The following is an 18,358-nucleotide window of genomic DNA, read 5'->3' as shown; positions in this document are numbered from 1 at the left end:
GATTCACCGTTTGCTTTTGATGATGGTGCCCAGGCCTTGCAGATAGGCCACCAGCGCGTCCATTTCGGTTTTGCCCTTCACGGCATCCTGTGCACCGGCGATGTCTTCGTCGGTGTAAGGGACGCCGAGGGTGCGCAAAACCTCCATTTTCTTGGCGGTTTCCTTGCCGTCGAGCTTGTTTTCCACGAGGAACGGGTAAGCCGGCATTTTCGACTCAGGCACCACGTTGCGCGGGTTGTACAAGTGCGCACGTTGCCAGTCATCGGAGTAACGACCACCGACGCGAGCCAGATCCGGACCGGTACGTTTGGAACCCCACAGGAACGGGTGATCCCAGACGCTTTCACCGGCGACCGAGTAGTGGCCATAGCGTTCGGTTTCGGCGCGGAACGGACGGATCATCTGCGAGTGGCAGCCGACACAACCGTTGGCGATGTAAACGTCGCGGCCTTCCAGTTCCAGCGCCGAACGCGGCTTCATGCCTTCGACCGGCTTGTTGGTGACGTCCTGGAAAAACAGCGGAACGATTTGGGTCAGGCCGCCAACGCTGACGGCGATGACCATGAAGAAGGCCAGCAGGCCAATATTCTTCTCGACAGCTTCATGCTTCATCAGTGAGCTCCAACGACAGCGATCTGGGCAGCGGCTTCGGCTTCCGCCGGGTTCGAGGCGCGCACGGTGCGCCAGACGTTGTAAGCCATCAGGAACATGCCGCTGGCGAAGAATGCACCGCCCAGCGCACGGACGATGTAGCCCGGGTGGCTGGCTTGCAGCGCTTCAACGAACGAGTAGGTGAGGGTGCCGTCGTCGTTGATTGCACGCCACATCAGGCCCTGAGTGATGCCGTTGACCCACATCGACGCGATGTACAGCACGGTGCCGATGGTCGCGAGCCAGAAGTGCGCGTTGATCAGGCCGACACTGTGCATCTGCGCACGGCCGAACAGACGCGGGATCATGTGGTAGATCGCGCCGATCGAGATCATCGCCACCCAGCCCAGAGCGCCGGCGTGTACGTGGCCGATGGTCCAGTCGGTGTAGTGCGAGAGCGAGTTGACGGTCTTGATCGCCATCATCGGACCTTCGAAGGTCGACATGCCGTAGAACGCCAGCGAGACCACAAGGAAGCGCAGGATCGGGTCGGTGCGCAGCTTATGCCAGGCGCCCGACAGGGTCATCATGCCGTTGATCATGCCGCCCCAGCTTGGCGCCAGGAGGATGATCGACATCGCCATGCCCAGCGATTGTGCCCAATCCGGCAGGGCGGTGTAGTGCAAGTGGTGCGGGCCGGCCCAGATGTACAGGGTGATCAGTGCCCAGAAGTGCACGATCGACAAGCGATAGGAGTAGATCGGACGTTCGGCCTGTTTCGGCACGAAGTAGTACATCATCCCGAGGAAACCGGTGGTGAGGAAGAAGCCTACGGCGTTGTGGCCGTACCACCACTGGATCATCGCGTCGGTCGCGCCCGAGTAGGCGGAGTAGGACTTGAACAGGTTCACCGGCAGCGACATGTGGTTGACGATGTGCAGCATCGCCGTGACCACGATGAACGCACCGTAGAACCAGTTACCCACGTAGATGTGCTTGGTTTTGCGCTTGGTGATGGTGCCGAAGAACACCAGACCGTAGGTGACCCAGACAATGGCCAGCAAAATGGCGATCGGCCATTCCAGTTCCGCGTATTCCTTGGTGGTGGTGTAACCCAGTGGCAAGGTAATGATCGCGCCGACGATTACCGCTTGCCAGCCCCAGAAGGTGAAGGCGGCGAGGCTGTCGGAAATCAGTCGCGTCTGGCAGGTTCGCTGCACGACATAGTAGGAAGTGGCAAACAGTGCACAACCACCGAAGGCGAAAATCACCAGGTTTGTGTGCAACGGGCGCAGGCGTCCAAAGCTCGTCCACGGCAGACCGAAGTTCAACTCCGGCCAAACCAGTTGCGAGGCGATGAAGACACCGAGCCCCATGCCAAGGATCCCCCAGACCACCGTCATGATGGCGAACTGGCGGACTACCTTATAGTTATAAGCAGTCGGACTGATTGCTGTGCTCATTCTAAGGTTCCACGGTTTGGGTGTTTTATTAGGATTAAAATCGGCCGCAAGTATGCAGAGAGCAGGGGGTCATTGCAACGCGCCATGACCTGGGTCAATGCTTTCCAACGCTGATTCTGCGGCCTTTCCATGCGCCGCGTAAGGACAAAATCAGCCTCGGACAAAATGTCGCAGCGGACGAAAAAAGCGAGGGGTTCAGGTCGCTTGTAACGGGGTGTGTTCAAACGCTCGGTTCGGGTGACGGACGGTGAATGGCACGACAGCCGGTATCTACCGGCGTTTGCGGCCACATCAGTCAGCCGGTTCGCGGAACACAGCAGTCAGCGTTGACCTGGAACCGGCACAAGCCAGTCCGCATCGAGCAAGCGTAGACCCGAATCAGAGGAACCGAAAGGAGAGGGTGTGAAGGGGTGCGACAATGCGTCGCAAAGGGGCTGGATGCTGCCGCACCGAGAATGGTGCGGCAGAGGTGTACGCAATGATTACTTCTTGTTGTCTTCAGTAATCAGTTTTTCTGTATTCAATCCGTGCGACAGGCTGTACACATAAGCGGCCAGTAATTGCACTTTATCGTTACCCAGCAGTTCGTTCTGCGCCGGCATATGACCCTGACGACCATGGCGAATGGTCTGCTCGAGTTGGGTCAGGCTGGTGCCGTAGATAAACCCGGCCGGGTGCGTCAGATTCGGCGCACCCATGGCTTCAGTGCCGTGGCCGGTTGCCCCATGACAGGCTACGCAAGTGGTGCTGAACGCTTGCTGTCCGGCTTGCAGGTCGGCCTTGCTGTCGGCGGGCAATGGCAGACCGGCCAGCTCGTGACGCACATAAGCGGCCACGTTCTTCACCCCGGCCTCGCCGAGCACTTCGCCCCAGGCCGGCATCGCCGCCATCCGGCCACCCATGATGGTGGTCTTGATGGTCTCGGCTTCGCCACCCCAGCGCCAGTTGCTGTCGGCGAGGTTAGGGAAACCGAACGCACCTTTGGCGTCGGAGCCGTGGCATACCGAGCAGTTGGAGGCGAACAAGCGGCCACCCATTTTCAGCGCCTGTGGATCCTTCGCCACTTCTTCCACCGGCATGGCGGCAAACTTGGCGAAGATCGGCCCGAACTTGGCATCGGCTTTGTTCATCTCCTTTTCCCACTCGTGCACGCCGGTCCAGCCATCCTCGTAACCCGGCAGGATGCCTTTCCAGTTGCCCAGACCCGGATAGAGGATCAGATAGCCCACGGAAAACACCAGCGTGCCGGCGAATAGCATGAACCACCACTGCGGCAGCGGGTTGTCGTATTCCTCGATGCCGTCGAAGCTGTGGCCCATGGTCTGGTCGACGCTGCCTTTGGTCTCGCCCCGGCGGGTGCCGATCAGCAGCCACGTCAGGCCGATCAGGCTGCCGATGGTCAGTACGCAGATCCACGTACTCCAGAAGGTGGTCATGGCCGGGTACTCCTTGTCTCATTTGCTTGGGTTGTTTCGGCTTGCGGCTCGTCGGCGAACGGCAGCAGGCGCGCTTCGGCGAATTCCGGCGTGCGCTTGCGGTTGAACACCCAAAGCGTCAAACCGACGAAGGCGACGAACACCACGACCGTGCCGAGGCCGCGAATCAGGCCTGCACTCATTTCAATGATCATCGTGCTCACCTCTTGCTCTTGATCGCAGTGCCGAGCACTTGCAGGTAGGAGACGAGGGCGTCCATTTCGGTCTTGCCCTTGAGGCTGGCCACCGCGCCGCTGATGTCGTCGTCGGTGTACGGCACGCCGAGGGTGCGCATGGTCTTGAGCTTGGTTTCGGTGTGGCTGCTGTCGACCGCTTGCGTGACCAGCCATGGGTAGGCCGGCATTTTCGATTCCGGTACGACGTTGCGCGGGTTGTACAAGTGCGCGCGGTGCCAGTCATCCGAGTAACGCGCGCCGACCCGGGCGAGGTCCGGACCGGTACGTTTCGAGCCCCACAGGAACGGGTGATCCCAAACGCTTTCGCCCGCAACCGAGTAGTGCCCGTAGCGCTCGGTTTCGGCGCGGAACGGGCGGATCATCTGCGAGTGGCAACCGACGCAGCCTTCGCGGATGTAGATGTCGCGGCCTTCCAGTTGCAGCGCGGTGTAGGGCTTCATGCCTTCCACCGGTTTGTTGGTAACGTCCTGGAAGAACAGCGGGACGATCTGGGTCAGGCCGCCGATGCTCACGGCGAACACCATGAGCAACATCAACAGGCCGACGTTCTTTTCAATCGTTTCGTGTTTCATGGCGGACTCCTCAGGCCATCTGCGCGGCAGCAACGACGTCAGCAGGCTGCGAGGCCCGCACGGTGCGCCAGGTGTTGTAAGCCATCAGGAACATGCCGCTGAGGAAGATCGCCCCGCCAATCAGCCGCACGACGAAGCCTGGATGGCTGGCCACCAGGGTTTCGACGAAGGAGTAGGTCAGCGTGCCGTCCTCGTTCACTGCGCGCCACATCAGGCCCTGGGCGATGCCGTTGACCCACATCGAGGCGATGTAGAGCACGGTGCCGATGGTCGCGAGCCAGAAGTGCGCGTTGATCAAACCGACGCTGTGCATCTGCGCCTTGCCGAAGATTTTCGGGATCATGTGGTACAGCGCGCCGATCGAGATCATCGCCACCCAGCCGAGGGCGCCAGCGTGGACGTGGCCGATGGTCCAGTCGGTGTAGTGGGAGAGGGCGTTGACGGTCTTGATCGCCATCATCGGACCTTCGAAGGTCGACATGCCGTAGAACGCCAGCGAGACCACGAGGAAACGCAGGATCGGGTCGCTGCGCAACTTATGCCAGGCGCCCGACAGGGTCATCATGCCGTTGATCATGCCGCCCCAGCTCGGTGCCAGCAGGATCAGCGACATCACCATGCCCAGCGACTGTGCCCAGTCCGGCAGCGCGGTGTAGTGCAAGTGGTGCGGGCCGGCCCAGATGTACAGGGTGATAAGTGCCCAGAAATGCACGATCGACAGGCGATACGAATACACCGGACGCTCGGCCTGTTTCGGCACGAAGTAGTACATCATCCCGAGGAAACCGGCGGTGAGGAAAAAGCCTACGGCGTTGTGGCCGTACCACCATTGCACCATCGCGTCGGTTGCACCGGCGTACACCGAGTACGACTTGGTGAAACTCACCGGCAACTCAAGGTTGTTGACGATGTGCAGAATCGCCACGGTGATGATGAACGCGCCGAAGAACCAGTTGCCCACATAAATGTGCTTGGTCTTGCGCTGCATGATCGTGCCGAAGAACACGATGGCGTAGGCGACCCAGACGATGGTGATCAGGATGTCGATCGGCCATTCCAGCTCAGCGTATTCCTTGGAACTGGTGTAACCCAGTGGCAGGCTGATCGCCGCCAGCAGGATCACCAACTGCCAGCCCCAGAAGCAGAACGCGGCGATTTTTGGTGCAAACAACTGGGTCTGGCAGGTGCGTTGCACCGAGTAGAACGAACTGGCGAACAGCGCACAGCCACCGAACGCGAAGATCACCGCGTTGGTGTGCAGCGGGCGCAGACGGCCGAAACTGGTCCAGGGCAAATTGAAGTTGAGTTCGGGCCAGACCAATTGGGCCGCGAGAAAAACCCCGAGGCCCATGCCGACGATGCCCCACACCACCGTCATAATGGCGAATTGGCGGACCACCTTGTAGTTGTAGGCGGTACTGATAGAAGTGTTCATGGTTCCCCATCCACGGTTCAGCCGAAGTGAGCGCGCGCGAGAAACGCCGCGAATCCTTCGTCTGGAGTTATAGGCAGACTAAAAGCGAGGCAAGCATGGACAAACAGCACAAGGCCAGTATTGACGGGGATCAATGGGCGCAGTGCGTGCGTGATCATGGGTGGCTTTGGGATGCCGCCAATGGTGAAGTTTCTGCGACGTTGATCCTGGCGCATGGGGCGGGGGCGCCGATGGACAGTGACTGGATGAATGATATGGCTGGGCGCCTTGCCGGGCTTGGGGTGAATGTGTTGCGGTTTGAGTTTGCGTATATGGCGCAGCGGCGGGTGGATGGGGTGAAGCGGCCGCCGAATCCTGCTGCGAAACTGCAGGAATGTTGGCGTGAGGTGTATGCCGAGGTGCGGCGTCATGTCGCTGGGGTTTTGGCCATTGGCGGGAAGTCGATGGGTGGGCGGATGGCGAGTCTGCTTGCTGATGAGTTGGGGGCTGATGCGCTGGTGTGTCTGGGATATCCGTTTTATGCAGTGGGGAAGCCGGAGAAGCCTCGGGTTGAGCATTTGGCTTCTTTGCAGACTCGGACGTTGATTGTGCAAGGCGAGCGGGATGCGCTGGGCAATCGGGAGGCTGTCGAGGCTTACACCTTGTCACCGAGTATTGAGGTGGCGTGGTTAGCTGCCGGCGATCATGATCTCAAGCCATTAAAGGTTTCCGGGTTTACCCATGAACAGCATTTGGCCAGCGCTGCGCAGAAAATAGCCGAGTTTCTCTGCAACTGACCGAGCTGGGCTGAGATTTTGAACTGCATGAAGATCTGCTCCCTTCCCCCTCGCCCCCATGGGGGAGAGGGCTGGGGTGAGGGGGATCGATTTCAGCTGCGACACAGTTTTTCGTTTTGGGTACATATCCGTTGCTGCGGTAAAGGCCGCTCAGGGTTCCGCCCTTACGGCGGGTCACCTTTTCCAAACGCCGAAAAGGTAACCCAAAAGGCTTGCTCCTACGTGCGGCCCGCTCGCTAAGGCTCGGGGTTCCTTCGCTCCGGGATCGATCCGGGCGCAGCGCCTACGGTTTGCTTCGCTGCACCTCCTCTCGCTGTGTTTGGCTTCGCCAAACGGTCGCTGCGCTCCCACCCCCGGATCAATCCCTCCACTCAGCCTTCCGACGTCGCCCGTGGATCAAGATCAAAAGCAGGCGAGCTGACACTCGGCCTATTGAGTGGTGAAAAGCGGTGTTCGGCTTTGGTTTTGTGGTGCTCTTGCCCCTCATCGGAACGCCGCCCGCCCAGCCCTCTCCCGAGGGAGAGGGAGCCGATGGTGGGTCTCTCAAAATTTGCGTTCAACTCGGACTTTCACGTCGGCGTAACTCTACCAAACACCTCGATCAGTCCCCTCTCCCTCTGGGAGAGGGTTAGGGTGAGGGGCTATTTCGCTGACACGATCAAGAACTGGTAGCGCTCACTACCCAGCATTTCCTGTGCGTAAACATGATTCCGCGAGCGCGTTTAAAGTACACGAGCCGTTACGCCATCGGGCCTACAACACCTTGCGCCGTTACCTACGCGTACGCCAGAATCCGCCGGCTTACACGAACATAGCGCGGGCTATATCGTTTGCCTGCCACTGCCCATCAGTGGTCGGGTTTAGTAGCTCGTATGGTTTTAGTAAGTGCATAGGTCCCATAAAGTCAGGCGCATCTGCCTGTACTCAATGGTGGCTGTGCTCAGGGCGCTTTCGAGCGCGCCGGTCTTGCTAATTCCTCCGGTCTACTAACCTGCGCACAGCCGCCACCCTTCTTTTAGTAGAGAACGGTCGCGGCCCTTGATCAGGAATTAGATATTTATGTTCAAAGCCACGCCAAACCCTCCGGGCATCGACCCAACCCCTCACGACCCAGCGCTTGAGTCTCAAAAGACAAAAGAAGCGACGGATCGCGCCCTCGACTACTACCTCCGACCCGAAGCACTGGGAGCCCCACCAAACTCACCAAAATTTCGCCCCGTCTATCTCGTCGACCCCACGCTGGATGACGAAACCCTCCTGGTCGAGGCTAGCGAGTCGCTTTCATACGCCCATGCCATGGCCGGCAATATCGCCAACTCAATCGGCGGCCGGGAGCGCAAACCGTTGCTGGCGCTGCAACAGGTGATCATGCTCAACGAACTGTTGGTCAATCGACTGCTGGATAAGCTGAAGTTGCCTCAATAAAGTCGTTGGCTGTTATGGCCGCATCGCGAGCAGGCTCACTCCTACAGGGGATTGTTGTCGGGCACATATCTGTGACCACCGCATATCCAATGTAGGAGTGAGCCTGCTCGCGATGACGGCCTGACGACTAACCAACCTCTCACTGATGCACCCGGTCCAAATGTGGGAGCGAGCTTGCTCGCGAAAGCGGCATCACAGACAACATTAAAATCACAGCCCGACTTCGCGCTTTTTCTGCCCGCAAACGCAATCCTGTAAGCACGTTTAAATCACACAATCCGTTACGCCATCGGGCCTACAACACCTTGCGCCGTTACCTACGCGTACGCCAGAATCCGCCGGCTTACGCGGCTATGGGCCGGGCTATATCGTTTGCCTGTCACTGCAAATCAGTGATCGGGTTTGGTAGCCCGTCTGTAATAGCCGTGTGGCAACACCCTGTTCTGTCTCTTTGTAGAGGCCCAGTTCAATGGTGGTCATGCGTGGGGCTCACTCGTGAGCGCCGGGTTCCTATTGCAGCCGGTCTACCAACCCGCGTACGGCCACCACCCACTCGTTTGGTAGCGAGGGTGATGGTTCCTTAAACTGCGATAGGAGTTTCATCCATGTTCAAAATCACGCCCAACCCTCCAGCCACTGATCCAATCCCCCACGACCCAGCGCTCAGCCCGCAAAAGATCAAAGAAGCAACCGACCGCGCCCTCGACTACTACCTCCGACCCGAAGCCCTGGGTGCTCCACCAAGCTCGCCCAAGTTTCGCCCCGTCTATCTCGTCGACCCCACGCTGGATGACGAAACCCTCCTGGTCGAGGCTAGCGAGTCGCTTTCATACGCCCACGCCATGGCCGGCAACATCGCCAACTCAATCGGCGGCCCGGAGCGCAAACCGTTGCTGGCGCTACAACAGGTGATCATGCTCAACGAGCTGTTGGTCAATCGGCTGCTGGATAAGCTGAAGTTGCCTCAATAATTTAACTGGCTGTTATGGCCGCATCGCGAGCAGGCTCACTCCTACAGGGGATTGTTGTCGGGCACATATCTGTGACCACCGCATATCCAATGTAGGAGTGAGCCTGCTCGCGAAAGCGGCATCACAGACAACACCAAAAAATCACAGGCCAACTTCCCGCTATTTCTTTGCGGTACATCAAACAGTATCCGGTAATGCCTCAAAATACTGTTTGGCTTTCAAGTCATCTCTCTTTAAATTGAAAGTACCTTTGGGTCTTATTTGTTCGGGCGTGTCGTCGGGTTTTGTTTTTGTAAATGTCGCTTCGAATTCACCTTCAACAGTCCCTTGTACAGGATCAAGCTTAATGCTCAATGTCGCATCACCCGCTGGGATAACTCGCCAGCCTTTCAGTCCGCCCTTATTGATTGAATGTCTGTGGTCACAGTACAAGCCCGTTGCAAGTGTATAAGTGCCTTTCAGTATGTCTTCGTTGATATACGGCACTGCGAGCATAAAACCAAAAAGATTCTCTGAATCGACGGAGCCTACGGAGCCGTAAAATATCCATGAGTTATTAGTTATCGTGCTTGAGTTATAGAATAGTGTTCTTTGCGCTTCGGTGGATAAAGAATCGATCTGCCACTGAAATTCGTTGTCCTCTGTTTCGAAGTTATTTGTCTGAGGGGTGTTTTCTTCGTTATAAAAATCTCTGAAGTTCACGATGAAATCCTTCTGTCTCGTAGGGGGTATCCCGTCGATTGATCGAGCGGTATTTCATAGATATTCAGTTGTTAGAATGTTGTCTACTGTCAGAGTTGTCAGCTAGACAAAGTTCGCGGAATGTGCATTTTCGCCTTTTTCTTTTTTTCAGGTAATAAAAAACCGGAAGCTTTCGCTGTCCGGTTTTTTTATCCTGCTAGAACAATCAGCGGTTAAACCGCTCCACCAACGAGTATTGCGTGTTAGCCGTCTTCGTCAGTTCTTCACTCAGCAACGCCGAGTTATGCGCCTGTTCCGACGTCTGATCCGCCAGCTCCGAAATATTGCTGATGTTGCGGCTGATCTCTTCAGCCACCGCACTTTGCTCTTCCGTCGCCGCAGCAATCTGCGTGGTCATGTCGGTGATGTTGGCCACCGCTTCACTGATCCCGACCAACGCCTGATCCGCTTCCAGCACTCGCGCCACACCTTCTTCAGCCTGACGATGCCCGGCTTCCATGGTTTGCACGGCACTCGAAGCCGTCTGCTGCAACTTGGCGATCAGGGCATGAATCTGCCCGGTCGATTCGCTGGTGCGTTGCGCCAGTTGACGCACTTCGTCAGCCACCACGGCAAAGCCACGGCCCATCTCACCGGCACGCGCGGCTTCGATCGCAGCGTTCAGTGCCAGTAGGTTGGTCTGGTCGGCGATGCCTTTGATCACATCGACCACGCCGCCGATTTCGTCGCTGTCCTTGGCCAGTTGGGTCACGGTCAGGCCGGTTTCGCCGACGACCACAGACAAACGCTGAATGGCTTCGCGGGTTTCGCCAGCGATGTCACGACCGCGACCGGTCAGGCGATTGGCTTCTTGAGTCGCGTCAGCGGTGCGCTGCACGTGGCTCGCCACTTCCTGAGTGGTCGCGGCCATCTGGTTGACGGCGGTGGCCACTTGTTCAGTTTCCACGCGTTGACGTTCCAGGCCGGTCGAGCTGCTGTGTGCCAGTCGGTCGGATTGCTTGGCCTGATCGGTCAGGTGTTCGGCGGTGTCCTGCAGTCGGGTCAGGCAGGTTTTCAGGCGTGCTTCCTGGCTGAGAATCGACATTTCCAGACGCGCCTGGGCGCCACGGCTGTCGGTGTACATCTGCGCGATCAGCGGGTCGGAAGTGGTTTGCTCGGCCAGACGTAGCAGGCGCTTGAGCCCGCGTTGCTGCCATTGCAGGCCCATAAGACCCAGCGGCACCGAAAGACCGGCGGCGAGGGCGAAGCCCCACTGCGAGTTCAGGGTCGCGCCGATCACGAAGCTCAGTTGGCTGACCAGAATGAACGGCAGCCAGTCTTGCAGCACCGGCAGCCATTTGTCGCTGGAAGGGATCGCCGACTTGCCTTGGTTGATGCGTTGGTAGAGCGCTTCGGCACGGTGGATCTGTTCGGCGGTGGGTTTGATCCGCACCGACTCGTAACCGACTACCTGATTGCCGTCGAACACCGGTGTTACATAGGCGTTAACCCAGTAATGGTCACCGGTCTTGCAGCGATTCTTGACAATGCCCATCCATGGCAAGCCTTGTTTCAGTGTGCCCCACATGTGCGAAAACACCGCCGCCGGGACGTCGGGGTGACGGACCAGGTTGTGCGGCGCACGGATCAGTTCTTCACGCGAAAACCCGCTGATCTCGACGAAGGCGTCGTTGCAGTAGGTGATCACGCCCTTGGCGTCGGTTGTGGAGATCAACCGCTGCTGAGCCGGGAAAGTCCGTTCGCGTTGTGTAATGGGCTGGTTGTTACGCATGGTTTTTCAATCCGCAAGGCTTTGAAAGGTTGTCGGCGGTGACAGCTTTTTATTGAAATTTTTTTTCAATAATCAGCACAGCGTCGCAAAACGGCGCTTGCTTCAGCCAGCGAGCATCGGATAGGTGAACAAACCGAAATGCAGCAGGTTCAGGCCGAAATGCGTGGCGATCGCCGCGCCGAGCCCGCCAAAACGGTAGGCCAGACCATAGCCGACACCCGCCAGACCCGCCAGCAACACCCACGTCCAGCCTGCGCCGGCATGCACCAGACCAAACAGCAGCGAGGCCAGCAGCAGGGCGAGGTTTTCACCGTACGGCAGGTGTTTGAAGCGCTGGCTGAGGCCGCCCTGTATATAGCCGCGAAACAGCGCCTCCTCGACCAAAGTCACCAGCAGCAGGTTGTTCAGCACCCACAGCCACGCCTGATCCGGCCACTTCGGCGCCCAGGCAATCACACCCAGCAACAGCGCACCGCCAAGGGCCAGAACTGCGCTCAGCGTCAGGGCGAGGGCGGTGGCGTACACGCTCAGGCGCAACGAACGTCGCCCGACAATCCACGGGCAGACCAGCAACAGCCAGAAGCCAATCAGTGGTTTGTCGAGATTCAGGTACATCGAAAACGGCACGGCGTTGTCGGTGAAGCGCTGCGGGTTGATGGCGCGACCGTTGGCGAAACCCGGCAGCCAATGCAGGGCCAGCGCCAAAGCCAGCACGATAAACAGGCCATGACCGAGAAAACGTGCGACCGGCACCTGTTGTTGGCGCACGGCAAAGCCTGCGAATACCAGCAGGCCAACGGAAATCAACGCCAGCCAGCCAAGGTGACCGTAACTCAGCGCCCATCCGTAACCGAGGCTGAGAAGCGCCAGATAGAGCCATGGCAAAGCCTTCATCGAAAGTCCCTGTGCAAATTTTGTGGAAGGGCTTTCTACACGGGTGGGGGCGTGGGGACAAGTGAAGGTGTGGTGGCAAACCGGGACAGTGCGCGAACCTGTGACCAACACTGGTCCCCTGTGGGAGCTGGCTTGCCAGCGATGAGGCCTGCACAGCCGACATCTTCATCGACTGGTACACCGCTATCGCTGGCAAGCCAGCTCCCACAGGGTTTTGTGGATGGCTGGGAATCAGTGCAGGTTAAGTTTCGCGGCCACACGCTCGGTGATTTCCGTGCGCAGCTTCAGCGATGGCGCGGCGCGCAAACGGGCCTCATCGACAATCGCCCCCGGCGCAGTCTCCGGGCTGCCCGCGTTGAACGGCGGCGCCGGCGCATATTCCAGTTGCAACTGGATCAGTTGCGCGGTGTCGGCATCCACCAACTCAGCCGCCAACACCAAGGCAAAATCGATCCCCGCCGTAATCCCACCGCCGGTAAACAGATTGCCGTCACGCACCACCCGATCCTTCACTGCAATCGCGCCCAGTGTCGGCAGCAGATCGTGATACGCCCAATGCGTGGTCGCGCGTTTGCCTTGCAGCAGGCCTGCCGCGCCGAGCACCAGCGAGCCGGTGCACACCGATGTCACGTACTTCGCCTGAGCAGCCTGACGCTTGATGAAGTCCAGCGTCACTAGGTCTTCCATCAACGCCCCAACGCCACCACCGCCGGGCACACAGATCACATCCAGATTGGGACAATCCTCAAACGTGATGGTCGGTTTCAGCAGCAGGCCGGTGCTGGCGGTGACCGGCATCAGATCCTTCCAGATCAGATGCACCTGCACGCCCGGCAACGAGGCGAGCACGTCGTACGGCCCGGTCAGGTCGAGTTGCTGAACCTGCGGAAACAATAGAAAACCGATCTGCAGCGTCATTGTTCTTGCTCCATGAAAAGGGGTGGACGGCTTCACTGTAGGCGCGTAGGTTCTGGCGCATACGCCAATAACCCCACGAATTACGCCAAATGCCCAAAGCCATCCACGTACTCGCGTTTGCCAACATGCAGATTCTCGACGTCACCGGGCCATTGCAGGTGTTCGCTTCGGCCAACGACATCGCCCGTCAGCGCCGTTTGCCCATTCCGTATGCGCCGAGCGTGATTGCCAGCGGCGGCGGGGCGGTGATGTCGTCGGCTGGTCTGGCGGTGTTGGCCGAACCGTTGCCCGAAGCGCCCAGCGACACATTGATCATCGCCGGCGGCTGGGGCATCTATCCGGCGGCTGAAGACATGGCGCTGGTGGATTGGGTGCGCGAACACGCCGCCAAATGTCGACGCGTGGCCTCGGTCTGCACCGGCGCGTTTTTGCTGGCTGCCAGCGGCTGGCTCGACGGTCGCCGAGTCGTCACCCACTGGACCCGCTGCGAACAACTGGCGCAGCAGCACCCAAAACTGCAAGTCGAGGCCAATCCGATCTTCATCAACGACGGCCCGGTCTGGACCTCGGCAGGTGTCACCGCCGGCATCGACTTGGCTCTGGCGATGGTCGAAGAAGATCTGGGCAGCGACATCGCGCTGGACGTCGCCCGCCATCTGGTGGTGTTCCTCAAGCGCCCCGGTGGGCAATCGCAGTTCAGCGTGACCCTGTCACTGCAGAATCAGGGCAATCGGTTTGATGAACTGCACGCGTGGATCGCCGAAAACCTGACCTGCGATCTTGGCGTGCCGACCCTTGCCGAGCAGGCGGGCATGAGCGAACGCAGTTTCGTCCGCCATTATCGTGCCGACACCGGCCAGACCCCGGCGCGGGCGATTGAACTGATCCGTGTCGAGACGGCGCGGCGCTTGCTCAGCGACACCGGCCTGCCGGTGAAACGGATCGCGGCCAATTGCGGATTTGGCAGTGAAGAAACCTTGCGCCGTAGCTTTCTACGGGCGATTGGCGTGACGCCGCAGGCGTATCGCGAGCGGTTTTCGCTCAGCACTGCAGTAGATCCGGTAATGCCTTGAGCATTTCCGGCGGGGCTCTCTCCGGGTTCAGATAGACTGCACAGCTTATTCTGCCGACCGACTTCAAGGACGATGCATGTCACTCAAATCGCTGCTTGCTCTGCTGGTATTCGTCGCGATGCTGGCTGGTTGCGCTTCACCGCCACCGTCACTGCCGGACACCCCGCAACGCCGTGAACTGATGGAGCGCATGTTTGCCAAGTCGAAGATCATGCTGTCGTTCAAGGAACTCGACGCACGCGCCGCCGCCGAGCCGGGCGAACCAAAACGCCAAATCTCTGCAGATGAGGCAGTGGCCAAGCATAAACAACAAATGAATGTCGACCTGCCAGCCGCGTACTGGCAGCAGCGCCGCGCCAACCTGGCGCAACTGATCGATGCCAGGGCCAAGGGCGAAGCTATCGGCCTGGCGGCTTATAAAGAGAAGTACTTCGAACAGTTGTCCCAGGCGCCGACACCTATGCTCACGGCGCTGGCTAATGCGCCGAGGATGGACGCGCTGCCAGAGTTTGCGCTGGTGCTGCCCAATGATCATCAACTCAGTTACTTCTACTTGATCACCGTCGCGGATGAGACGTTCTGGGAAATTGAGCAGTTTTACCAGCACATGGCCGATCTGGATGCCCAGTACGGCGTCTGCGCGCTGTTCCCGGATTGCTACCGAGCGGACTTCCGTACGGCTAAGCCTCGGCTTCCGCCATCTGATTAAAGTACTTCGTCCGGTCCGGGGTAAACGTCACCACCATCTTCGTCCGCGAGCACGTCAGCGAACGCTCTTCACTCAAATCAATATTCAGATCCTCGCCGCGCAAGCCTTGCCACTGCGCCAGGTATTTCAGCGAGCCGTATTTTTCGAGCTTTTTCAGGCTGCGACTCACGCCACCTTTCCAGCCGAGCACCGGCAGTTCACCGTCGAGGCACTGTTGGGCGATATGGGGGAAACGCGCGGCGCGCTGTCGGCCGACTTCCCAGCATTTGATCAGACCCTGGTCGGCAGCTTCCCAGAGCTGGGTGCGGGTCAGGCCCGTGCGAAGAGGGGCGGCGATGTTGCGCTGGACGTGCTGGCTCATTCTGGTTCCTTGAATTCGGGTTTTGTTGGACAGCTCCGCTGTGCCCGTTGCGGTGGATGGTAGGGGCGGATGTAACCGCTGGCAACAAGGTATTTCGGGGTGTAAGTGCAAGTTACGAGGGGAGCTTGGCGTGGTGTTTGTGAGTTTTTTGCGGGCATTGATTTACACAAAGTGTCGCCGCAGGTAACCGCTGCAAGGCCCAGCGCCGAAACTCGGCGCTGGGTGATGTGTGTGGCGTGTAGGCCGGCTTCCCACAAGAGGCGTTTAAAATGCGATTTATCTGACAGACGCTGACGAAGAATCGGACGAGTTCAAGGCTGCCACTCACTCTTTTCCCCGCTCAAACGCCGATCCAGAAAACTCGCCGCGCTGATCAACGCCAGATGCGTCAATGCCTGTGGGGTATTGCCCAAGTGCCGGCCATGGGCGTCGAACTCTTCGGCGTAAAGGCCCAGCGGATTGGCATAGCGCAGCAATTGCTCAAACTCCAGATGGGCTTTTTCAACCTGCCCCGCGCGAGCCAGGCATTCGACATACCAGAACGAGCACGCAGCGAAGGCGCCTTCGGTGCCGGCCAGGCCATCGATATTGCTGTCGTCATTGCGATAGCGGTAAACCATGCCGTCGCGCACCAGGGTCTTTTCGATGGCCGCGAGGGTCGCGAGCCAACGCGGATCCTTGGCGCTGACGAAACGCACCAGCGGCATCAACAACATCGAGCCATCCAGCGCCGTGCCGCCCTTGTACTGGACGAAATGCCCGCGCTCCTCGTTCCAGAAGTTGTCCCAGATGTCGGCGTAAATCGCCTGCCGGGTCTTGTCCCATTGCGCAAACGGGGCCGGCAGCGAGCGTTTCGAAGCCAGGCGAATGGCCCGGTCCAGCGCCACCCAGCACATCAGCCGCGAATGCAGAAAATGATGTTGCTCACCGCGCATTTCCCAAATGCCGACGTCCGTGGTCTGCCAGGTTTCACAGACTTGATCGACCACTTCGCGCACGTGTCGCCAGCCCTCGTGGGAAATCGCGTCGCCATATTTGTTGACCAGATACACCGCGTCCATCAGTTCGCCGAAGATGTCGAGCTGGATCTGATCGTACGCGCCATTGCCGATGCGCACCGGTTGCGCGCCGCCGTGTCCGGACAGATGGGTCAGTTCGGTTTCCGGCAATTCCTGTTGCCCGTCAATGGCGTACAAAATATTCAGTTTCATCGGTTGCCCGTGGCAATCGCTGACCCGTCCGCGCAGCCAGCCCATGTAGTCGTTGGCTTCGCCGACAAAGCCCAGACGCATGAACGCGTACACCGTGAACGAGGCGTCGCGGATCCACGTGTAGCGGTAATCCCAGTTGCGCTCGCCGCCCGGCGTTTCCGGCAGACCGAAGGTGGCGGCGGCGAGAATCGCGCCGTGTTTGCGCGAGGTCAGCAACTTGAGCGCAAGGGCTGAACGGTTGACCATTTCGCGCCAGCGTCCACGATAGATTGACTGCCCGAGCCAGTCGCGCCAGAACTTCAGCGTGCGCTCCATGCACAATTGCGCAGCGCCTTCCTCGAAGCGCGGATCGTCTTCGCCGCCGAGCAGAAACGCGGCTGTCTGATCCTGTTTCAAGGTAAATGAGGTTACCGCTGCGTCGGTCTCGATGTGCAGTGGTTGATCCGAGGTCAGCCGCATCGATGGCTGGCCATCGGCACTGAAGATCACTGCTTGCTGGTCCATCCGCGCGCGGGTGGCGGCGCGGGCATAGTCATGGCGCACCGCGCAACGCACGTGGAAGGTCGCTTCACCGCTGACCACGCGCACCCGGCGCATCAGCAACGGCAAATCGTCTGCGTTATCGGCGATCGGCAGCAGGTCGGTGACCTCGACTACCGCACGCTCACTCAGCCAGCGGGTTTGCAGAACATTGGTGTCTGGCAGGTAAATCTGCTCGCGGCGGGCATCGGGCAGGTCCGGCGCCAACTGAAAAATCCCCGCGTCGGGGGTGTCCAGCAACGAACAGAAAATCGACGGGCTGTCGAACTCCGGCCAGCAGAAAAAATCCACGCTGCCACGGTCGTTGATCAGTGCCGCACTGCGCATGTCGCCGATGATGCCGTGGGCGTCGATCGGGCTTTGTCGTTCCAGGTGATGCTCAGCCATTGCCGCGAAACTCCGGATAGAGGCTCATGCCGCCGTCGATGAACAGGGTGGTGCCAACGATGTAATCGGAGGCGTCGGAGGCGAGAAAGACCAGCGCATTGGCGACGTCTTCAGCATCGCCGATGCGCCCGTAGGGAATCAGCTCAAGCAGCTTTTCGCCGGCAGCGCCTTCAGTGGCGTCTTGATTGATCGCCGTGCGAATGGCCCCCGGCGCAATGCCGTTGATACGAATGCGTTGGTGGCTGACTTCCTGCGCGAGGGTCTGCATCAGTTGGTCGACGCCGCCCTTGGACGCGGCGTAATTGACGTGCCCGGCCCAGGGAATGCGCTGGTGCACCGAACTCATGTGGATGATCTTGCCGGCCGCACGGGACACGCCTTCACGAATGCCTTGGCGATTGAAGATGCGCAGGGCAGCGCGGGCGCAGAGGAACTGCCCAGTGAGGTTGACGCCGATCACTGCGTTCCAGTCGTCCAGCGACATATCCACAGCGGCGGCGTCTTTTTGCATACCCGAGTTGGCCACCAGAATGTCCAGTGAACCGAAGGCATCGAGGGTTTCGGCGAACAGCCGTTCAACCTCGTCTTCCTTTGATACGTCGGCGCGGATGGCGATGGCTTGGCCACCATCGGCAATGATCTGTCGGGCCAGTGCCTCGGCTGGTTCTGCCTGCCGGTTGTAGTTGATGATTACTGCGGCGCCGGCGGCGGCGAGGGCTTTTGCGCACGCGTGGCCGATGCCGGAACTGGCGCCGGTGATCAGGGCTGTTTGTCCGGTGAGGGAGATGTGCATGCGGGGTCTCGCCTTGAGTGAGGGCTTATAAAGCTGACTGGTGGCGAGCGATGAGAGTTCAGCTCGAAGATCAAAAGATCGCAGCGTGCCGCAG

General features: G+C 59.3%; 18 protein-coding genes. 5 read left to right on the top strand and 13 right to left on the bottom strand.

Annotated features, from left to right (window positions below; translation table 11 throughout):
* Positions 1-3: 3 nt before the first annotated feature.
* The 6 genes from ccoO (ACM6JQ_RS05855) to ccoN (ACM6JQ_RS05830) form a co-directional block, all read right to left on the bottom strand.
* Positions 4-612, bottom strand: a complete 609-nt coding sequence (ccoO, locus tag ACM6JQ_RS05855; protein WP_007917161.1) for a cytochrome-c oxidase, cbb3-type subunit II — start codon at positions 610-612, stop codon at positions 4-6.
* Complete coding sequence (ccoN, locus tag ACM6JQ_RS05850) at positions 612-2,054, bottom strand: cytochrome-c oxidase, cbb3-type subunit I (protein ID WP_007917159.1); 1,443 nt, start codon at positions 2,052-2,054, stop codon at positions 612-614. The genes ccoO (ACM6JQ_RS05855) and ccoN (ACM6JQ_RS05850) overlap by 1 nt, the downstream gene beginning before the upstream one ends.
* Before the next feature lie 482 nt (positions 2,055-2,536).
* Positions 2,537-3,490 (bottom strand): cytochrome-c oxidase, cbb3-type subunit III, encoded by a 954-nt coding sequence (ccoP, locus tag ACM6JQ_RS05845; RefSeq protein WP_007917157.1) that lies wholly within the window; start codon positions 3,488-3,490, stop codon positions 2,537-2,539.
* Entirely contained in the window at positions 3,487-3,684 is a 198-nt protein-coding gene (locus ACM6JQ_RS05840) for a cbb3-type cytochrome oxidase subunit 3 (RefSeq protein WP_077572245.1), read from the bottom strand. Before ACM6JQ_RS05840 ends, ccoP begins: the two co-directional genes overlap by 4 nt.
* A 5-nt stretch (positions 3,685-3,689) precedes the next feature.
* A complete protein-coding gene (gene ccoO / locus ACM6JQ_RS05835) occupies positions 3,690-4,298 on the bottom strand; it encodes a cytochrome-c oxidase, cbb3-type subunit II (protein ID WP_003223389.1) in 609 nt (202 codons plus the stop codon).
* A 10-nt stretch (positions 4,299-4,308) separates the two neighbouring features.
* Positions 4,309-5,733, bottom strand: a complete 1,425-nt coding sequence (gene ccoN / locus ACM6JQ_RS05830; RefSeq protein ID WP_008082029.1) for a cytochrome-c oxidase, cbb3-type subunit I — start codon at positions 5,731-5,733, stop codon at positions 4,309-4,311.
* Positions 5,734-5,828: 95 nt separating this feature from the next.
* On the opposite strand from ccoN (ACM6JQ_RS05830), the gene ACM6JQ_RS05825 reads away from it, so the two are divergent.
* The 3 genes from ACM6JQ_RS05825 to ACM6JQ_RS05815 all read left to right on the top strand — a co-directional run bounded on the left by ACM6JQ_RS05825 (position 5,829) and on the right by ACM6JQ_RS05815 (position 8,905).
* Complete coding sequence (locus tag ACM6JQ_RS05825) at positions 5,829-6,509, top strand: alpha/beta family hydrolase (RefSeq protein WP_414893418.1); 681 nt, start codon at positions 5,829-5,831, stop codon at positions 6,507-6,509.
* Positions 6,510-7,568: 1,059 nt separating this feature from the next.
* Entirely contained in the window at positions 7,569-7,934 is a 366-nt protein-coding gene (locus tag ACM6JQ_RS05820; protein ID WP_095111796.1) for a DUF6124 family protein, read from the top strand.
* 605 nt (positions 7,935-8,539) lie between these two features.
* A complete protein-coding gene (locus tag ACM6JQ_RS05815) occupies positions 8,540-8,905 on the top strand; it encodes a DUF6124 family protein (protein ID WP_095111795.1) in 366 nt (121 codons plus the stop codon).
* Positions 8,906-9,082: 177 nt separating this feature from the next.
* Here ACM6JQ_RS05815 and ACM6JQ_RS05810 read toward each other — a convergent pair whose 3' ends face one another.
* From ACM6JQ_RS05810 to inhA, 4 genes are all read right to left on the bottom strand, one after another.
* The gene (locus ACM6JQ_RS05810; RefSeq protein WP_414893381.1) at positions 9,083-9,607 is read right to left on the bottom strand and encodes a hypothetical protein; all 525 of its coding nucleotides are present in this window, start codon (positions 9,605-9,607) and stop codon (positions 9,083-9,085) included.
* Between the two features lie 205 nt (positions 9,608-9,812).
* Positions 9,813-11,378: a methyl-accepting chemotaxis protein gene (locus ACM6JQ_RS05805; RefSeq protein WP_095111793.1), complete on the bottom strand. Its 1,566-nt coding sequence runs from the start codon at positions 11,376-11,378 to the stop codon at positions 9,813-9,815.
* Positions 11,379-11,480: 102 nt separating this feature from the next.
* A complete protein-coding gene (locus ACM6JQ_RS05800; protein WP_095111792.1) occupies positions 11,481-12,272 on the bottom strand; it encodes a CPBP family intramembrane glutamic endopeptidase in 792 nt (263 codons plus the stop codon).
* A gap of 231 nt (positions 12,273-12,503) precedes the next feature.
* The gene (inhA, locus tag ACM6JQ_RS05795; protein WP_414893380.1) at positions 12,504-13,190 is read right to left on the bottom strand and encodes an isonitrile hydratase; all 687 of its coding nucleotides are present in this window, start codon (positions 13,188-13,190) and stop codon (positions 12,504-12,506) included.
* Positions 13,191-13,279: 89 nt separating this feature from the next.
* Here inhA and ACM6JQ_RS05790 point away from each other — a divergent pair, with 89 nt between their 5' ends.
* Positions 13,280-14,263, top strand: a complete 984-nt coding sequence (locus ACM6JQ_RS05790) for a GlxA family transcriptional regulator (RefSeq protein WP_095111790.1) — start codon at positions 13,280-13,282, stop codon at positions 14,261-14,263.
* Between the two features lie 76 nt (positions 14,264-14,339).
* Positions 14,340-14,972, top strand: coding sequence for a hypothetical protein (locus tag ACM6JQ_RS05785; protein WP_414893379.1), 633 nt, complete (start codon positions 14,340-14,342; stop codon positions 14,970-14,972).
* Here ACM6JQ_RS05785 and ACM6JQ_RS05780 read toward each other — a convergent pair.
* The 3 genes from ACM6JQ_RS05780 to ACM6JQ_RS05770 form a co-directional block, all read right to left on the bottom strand.
* Positions 14,944-15,333 (bottom strand): hypothetical protein, encoded by a 390-nt coding sequence (locus ACM6JQ_RS05780; protein ID WP_007917131.1) that lies wholly within the window; start codon positions 15,331-15,333, stop codon positions 14,944-14,946. The two genes, ACM6JQ_RS05785 and ACM6JQ_RS05780, sit on opposite strands and share 29 nt — an antisense overlap.
* A 311-nt stretch (positions 15,334-15,644) precedes the next feature.
* Positions 15,645-17,471 carry a glycoside hydrolase family 15 protein gene (locus ACM6JQ_RS05775; protein WP_007917130.1) on the bottom strand — a complete coding sequence of 609 codons (1,827 nt, stop codon included), beginning with the start codon at positions 17,469-17,471 and terminating at the stop codon, positions 15,645-15,647.
* Positions 17,464-18,264, bottom strand: coding sequence for a glucose 1-dehydrogenase (locus ACM6JQ_RS05770; RefSeq protein ID WP_414893378.1), 801 nt, complete (start codon positions 18,262-18,264; stop codon positions 17,464-17,466). Before ACM6JQ_RS05770 ends, ACM6JQ_RS05775 begins: the two co-directional genes overlap by 8 nt.
* Positions 18,265-18,358 lie beyond the last annotated feature (94 nt).

Origin of the sequence: Pseudomonas sp. IT-232MI5 (genome assembly GCF_949767845.1) — a bacterium.
Taxonomy (GTDB): Bacteria; Pseudomonadota; Gammaproteobacteria; order Pseudomonadales; family Pseudomonadaceae; genus Aquipseudomonas.
The sequence above is the reverse complement of the archived record's forward strand: the minus strand, read 5'-3'. Positions and strand labels throughout refer to the sequence as shown.